We start from the raw sequence: 5,569 nt of genomic DNA, 5'->3' as shown, positions 1-5,569 counted from the left end.
CGGGAGCAAGCTCCCTCGCCACAAGAGCGGTGGCTGCCTGAATTTTTCGAGTCGGTCGGCTTGTAGCCTTTTTGTAGCCATTTGTAGCAGCTCCCTTCAATACCTCTTCGTTTACCGCTAGTCTGCGGACATCGGCAACGCCGCCACCCGCACTCCAACAAGAGCCGGCCATGACTGATCTGTCTTCACTTCCGGGTTCTACCCGCACTGCCGTCGCGGTTCAGGACGGGCGTTTCTACCGCCCGCCCTTGCCCGATGGTCACGTCGTGCGGCCGCGGTTGTGCGAGCGTTTGAGTGCGGGGTTGGGAGGCCGCTTGCTGTTGGTGAGCGCCCCGGCCGGGTTCGGCAAAAGTTCACTGGCGGTGGAGTTCTGCCAGAGCCTGCCGGCCCATTGGCAAAGCCTCTGGCTGGGGCTCAGTGCCAGGGACAACGACCCGGGACGCTTTCTGGAGCGGCTGCTCGAAGGGCTCCAGGCGTTCTTCCCGCAGTTGGGAGGTCGGGCGTTGGGGCTGCTGAAAATGCGCCAGCGCCACCAACCTTTCGCATTCGAAGAGTGGCTCGACGGCCTGCTGGATGAACTGTCCGCGCATCTGTCGCCGGATACACCCTTGCTGCTGGTGCTCGACGACTACCACTTGGCCCAAAGCCCGGTGCTGGACCGTTGCCTGCAATTTTTCCTTAATCATCTGCCCGAAGGTTTGCTGGTGCTGGTCACCAGTCGACAGCGCCCGGACTGGCATCTGGCGCGCCTGCGTCTGTCACGCCAATTGCTCGAACTGAACGAGCAGGACTTGCGCCTGACTCATGAAGAAGCCCAGACCCTGCTGCAGCACCACAGCAGTTCGTTGCGCGGGGAAGCCCTGGAGAGCCTGATCCAGCGCAGTGAAGGCTGGGTGGCCGGGCTGCGCTTTTGGTTGCTGGCCGCTTCCGAGGCCGGGACTGAGGGCCGCATGCCCCAGGCTCTGCATGGCGGCGAAGGGCTGATTCGCGATTACCTGCTTGAGGAAGTCATCGACTGTCTGCCCGCCGAAGTGCAGGCGTTTCTCTACGACACCGCGTCCCAGGAGCGTTTCTGCAGCGAACTGTGCGATGCCGTGCGCGAAGCCCATGACAGCGCCGAAATACTGGAGTATCTGGCGGCGCACCAGGTGTTCCTGGTGCCGCTGGACGAGCATGGCCACTGGTACCGTTACCACCATCTGTTTTCCGATTTGCTGCGCAGCCGTCCCAGTGCGCCGGCCATGGTGCCGGCTGCGAGCCTGCACCTTCGGGCCTGCCGCTGGTTCAATGCCCAGGGCCTGATCGACGAGGCCGTGGAACAGGCGCTGCGGGCCGGGCATCTGGATGTGGCGGCGAACCTGGTGCAGAACCTCTCGGAGGAGCAATTGCTGGCCGAGCAGAACGTCGGCATGTTGCTGCGCTGGAAAATGGACTTGCCCGACAGCCTGCTCATCAGCACACCGCGCTTGATCGTGCTGTACAGCTGGGCGCTGGGGCTGGCCTGCCAGTTGGACGCCGCTGAAGAACTGGCCGCCCACCTGAGCCGGTTCCTGCCGGCGCCTTCGGCCACTGCGCAAAAATCCATGCTTGCCCAATGGCTGGCCCTGAGTGGGATCATTGCCCGTGGCCGTGGCGATCGCGAGGCCACTGTGCGTTACTGCACCGAAGCCCTGGAGAGCCTGCCGCAAAAGCGCTATGGCCAACGTCTGATGTGCCTGTCCACGCTGTCGAACCTGGCGATTGCCGACGGTGACCTGTGGCGCGCCCGGGCCTTGAACCGTGACTCCCTGGAGCTGGCGCAGCGCGTTGGTAACCCGTTATTCGAGGCCCTGGCCCATTACGACCGAGCCCGGGTTTTGCAAGCGCGAGGGGAGATCCTGCGGGCGCTCGATGAAGTGCATCAGGGCCTGCAACGTTTGCACGCGCTCTCGCCGCAACGGCTGTATGCCGTGCGGGCGCGATTGATTCTGTACGAAGGGTTCCTGCTGACCTTGCGCATGCAGCCCCAGGCCGGATTGGCGCGCTTACAGGCCGGTCTCACCGAAGCGCGGGCGTGCCGCGACATCAGCGTGTTGATCGGCCACTGCGTGATCGCGCGGATTGAAGGCCACGCTCGCGAATTCGCCCGGGCCTTTGCCGAACTGGCCGAAGCCGAGCGCCTGATGCATATCTGGGACGTTCCGCCGATTTATTACCTGGCGATGATCACCCTGGTCAAATGCGAACTCTGGCTGGCCCAGGGCCGTACCGACCTGGCCGAAGCCTGGCTGGCGCGGTTGGGGCAGACCTACACCGGTGAACGGGCCGCCGCGCCGCCGGAATTCCACCCGCAACTGCCGCTGCATGTCGAACTGCAACAGGCGGTGCTGGAGTCTATCCGGGGCCAGCCCATGTTGGCCGAAGGACGGCTAAATGCCTTGCTTGAACACGGCCAGCAAACCGGCCGGCAGATGCTCAGTGTGATGGCGCTCAACCAGAAGGTCGCCTTGCTGCTGAGCGTCGGTCGCGAACCCGAAGCCCGCAGTACCCTGGCCCAAGCCCTCGAAGCCGCCGCTGGCGGTGTGCTGCAGCCGTTCGAATGGTTGCTGGGCGAACATCGGGAGTGGCTGCGCGAGCAACTGTTGCGCGCACCACCCAGTCCCTTGCGCCAGAACCTGCTCGAGCGCCTGCCGTCGACGGTGGCTGCCGATTCATCGGCCCCCGTCGAAACCCTCAGCAGTCGCGAGCGTGCGGTACTGCAATTGATTGCCCAAGGCTGTTCGAACCAGGAAATCAGCGAGCAGTTGTTCATCTCGCTGCACACGGTCAAGACCCACGCCAGCCACATCAACAGTAAGCTTGGCGTGGAGCGCCGCACCCAGGCCGTTGCGCGAGCGAAGGTGTTAGGGTTGTTGGGCTAGAGGTAAGGTGGCATGACATGAGGTCCCTGTGGCGAGGGGATTTATCCCCGCTGGGGTGCGCAGCAGCCCCAAAGCAGTTAACCAATCAGTCTGACACATCGAGGCGGCAGGTCTTAGGGCTGCTACGCAGCCCAGCGGGGATAAATCCCCTCGCCACAAAAAGCCAGTCAGAGGTCAATACCTGATGTTACCCCTGTACAAAACCATCCCATCCCCCGTGGGCGAGTTGATCCTCGTCGCCCGGGATACAAAGTTGGCGGCCATCCTCTGGGAAAACGAACGTCTCAACCGCGTGCGCCTGGGCCCTTTGGAAGAGGACAGTCAGCACCCGATCCTCAAGGAAACCGAACGCCAGCTCATGGAATATTTCGCCGGCCAGCGCAGGCACTTCGATCTGGAACTGGACTTTGCCGGCACCGAATTCCAGGTCCGGGTCTGGCAGGCACTGCTGACGATTCCCTTTGGTGAAACCCGCAGTTACCGCGACATCGCCATCCAGATCGGCCAGCCCACGGCGGTACGGGCGGTAGGCGCCGCCAACGGACGCAACCCCATCTCCATCATCGCCCCCTGCCACCGCGTCATCGGCACCTCCGGCAGCCTCACCGGCTTTGCGGGCGGCCTTGCGGCCAAACAGTTCCTCCTGAGCCTGGAAGGTCAGCAGACGCTGCAGTTGGTGTTTTGAGTGCTTAAATGTGGAGCGCCACTAAACCCTGTGGGAGCGAGCCTGCTCGCGATAGCGGAGTGTCAGCTTGCAAAAATGCTGGCTGTACATGAGCCATCGCGAGCAGGCTCGCTCCCACAAATTCTGTGCAGTGCCCACTCGGTTCAGGCCGAAGGCTCTTGCGGCGCCCGCATGCGCGTCGGCGGTTTGCCGTTGGCGTTGTGCTGGAATATCTGCGTCGGCTGCCCCTGTTCATTGAAGAACACCTGCCCGATCCCCGCCGAGTTCCACAACCGCTCTCCAGCCTCGGCGTGTTCGGGGGTGTGAGGAATGATGCGCATGCTGCGCCGCTTGGTGAACCAGTTCAGGGGCGAGCGGGGCGAGTAGAGCCAACGGTTCAAGCGATCGAACCATTCCAGCAGCGCCGGCGGGAACTCATTCTTGATGCCGCTGCTGGTGATCTGCCAGATGCGCGGGCCGCCCTTGCGGTGTGGGATCAGCACCTCATAGACGAAGGAATAATGCACATCCCCGGACAGCACCACGTAATTGCCGGGTGTGCGCGAGTGCCGGAAAATATTCAGGATCACTTGCGCCGCGCCGCGATGGGCCATCCAGTTTTCCGCGTCCACCAGCAGCGGATAACCGCACCAACTGAACACCCGTTGCACGGTTTCGATCAACTTCACACCGAAGATCGGCGCCGGTGAAACAATGATCGCCGAGGGGTGATCCAGCAGCTCCTGCTGAAGTTCGCTCAGGGCTTCCCAGTCGAGCAATCCCGAAGGCTGCTTGAGGTTGCGCTCGCTGCGCCAGCGGCGGGTGCGGGTGTCGAGCACCACCAGGGCCGGGGTGGTCGGCAGCACATAGTGCCATTGCTGGAAACCCAGCAGTGTGTCGATCAGTTTGTCCTGCGGGCCGCTGTCCAGGTAGCGGTCCCGGGCGGTGTCGCTCAGGGCCAGGGTTTGCTGGATTACGTCATCGAACGCGTCCGGGTTGTTGCCCCAGCCCTGGCAGAGCATGTAGGCGATCAGTGCGTTGCCGATGATGCGCTTGGAGAACGGGTGGCCGTAGGCCGTTTCTTCCCACTGCGCGGATAAATTCCAGTCATCGGTGATGTCGTGATCGTCGAAAATCATCAGGCACGACAGGTGTGCAAACACCCGCGCCGCGCCCCCAAGACCTGTCTTGAAACCCTCGATGCGCTGCTGTTCCAGGTCGTAGCGCTGGCGCCGCTCGGCGGTCAGTTCCGGCGGTTGCGGGTCGATCAGCGTCCACGGCACGGGTGACCACACCAGCAAGTACATCGCCATGACTTCAGCGAAGGTCACCAGATGATTGTCGGCGCTGCTGCTGGTGAATATCGGCTTGCGGGCCCCGCCGAAAAACCGTTCGCGCAGGGTTTCGTTGCTTTCCAGCGCTGGTAATAAATCGGCGCGGTGGTAGTAACTGGCCGGGTGTTCATAGAGCTTGGCGCTGTCTTCCACCACCGCGCCGTCCAGGCATTCCTCGAACAGCCCCAGCCGTTCGATCAACGCATGAATCGCCCGCAGTGTCGGCCCGGCGACGTCATCGGCGTAGACCTGATCACCGCTCATCATCAACAGCGCCGGTCGCTGCTGCGGGGCTTGTGCCAACAGCCGGTCGACGCAGAGCAAGCCGTCGTTGGTCGGGTAGTGGGGTTTGCGGCAGGAGCCATGGACCAATTGATCGATACGCGAATGCAGGACGAAGTTCGGACACTGCGCCTGGCCATACAACAGATGGGGCGCCCATTCGGCAATGGGGGCGCCGTCCACCAGCAGGTCGTAGTCAATCGCCACGTCCTGGGGCAGGGCGGTGTCGAGTCGTACATCGATCAGGTGCACAAAAGCCTGCTGCCCCACCGGCACAACGGTGCAACGCGGGGCGTCCAGGGTCAGATCGCTCAGACCGTCTACGCGCAGGGTCAACGTGAGGGGGCGTGTACCCACCAGCCACATCACCAGCCGCGTCGGCTCCCGCC

3 protein-coding genes are annotated in these 5,569 nt (G+C 63.0%); 2 read left to right on the top strand and 1 reads right to left on the bottom strand.

Annotated features, from left to right (window positions below):
- The first annotated feature begins 170 nt into the window (after window positions 1–170).
- Both HU811_RS24265 and HU811_RS24260 read left to right on the top strand, forming a co-directional pair.
- Complete coding sequence (locus HU811_RS24265; protein WP_186658507.1) at window positions 171–2,900, top strand: winged helix-turn-helix domain-containing protein; 2,730 nt, start codon at window positions 171–173, stop codon at window positions 2,898–2,900.
- A 184-nt stretch (window positions 2,901–3,084) separates the two neighbouring features.
- Window positions 3,085–3,585 (top strand): methylated-DNA--[protein]-cysteine S-methyltransferase, encoded by a 501-nt coding sequence (locus HU811_RS24260; protein ID WP_186658506.1) that lies wholly within the window; start codon window positions 3,085–3,087, stop codon window positions 3,583–3,585.
- Window positions 3,586–3,728: 143 nt separating this feature from the next.
- Here HU811_RS24260 and HU811_RS24255 read toward each other — a convergent pair.
- The coding region (locus HU811_RS24255) for an alkaline phosphatase D family protein (protein WP_186658505.1) at window positions 3,729–5,569 on the bottom strand (1,841 nt) is incomplete at its 5' end.

This window comes from Pseudomonas tehranensis (genome assembly GCF_014268615.1).
Classification (GTDB): Bacteria; Pseudomonadota; Gammaproteobacteria; order Pseudomonadales; family Pseudomonadaceae; genus Aquipseudomonas; species Aquipseudomonas tehranensis.
Note: the sequence above shows the minus strand (reverse complement) of the source record. Positions and strands in the feature narration are given on the sequence as shown.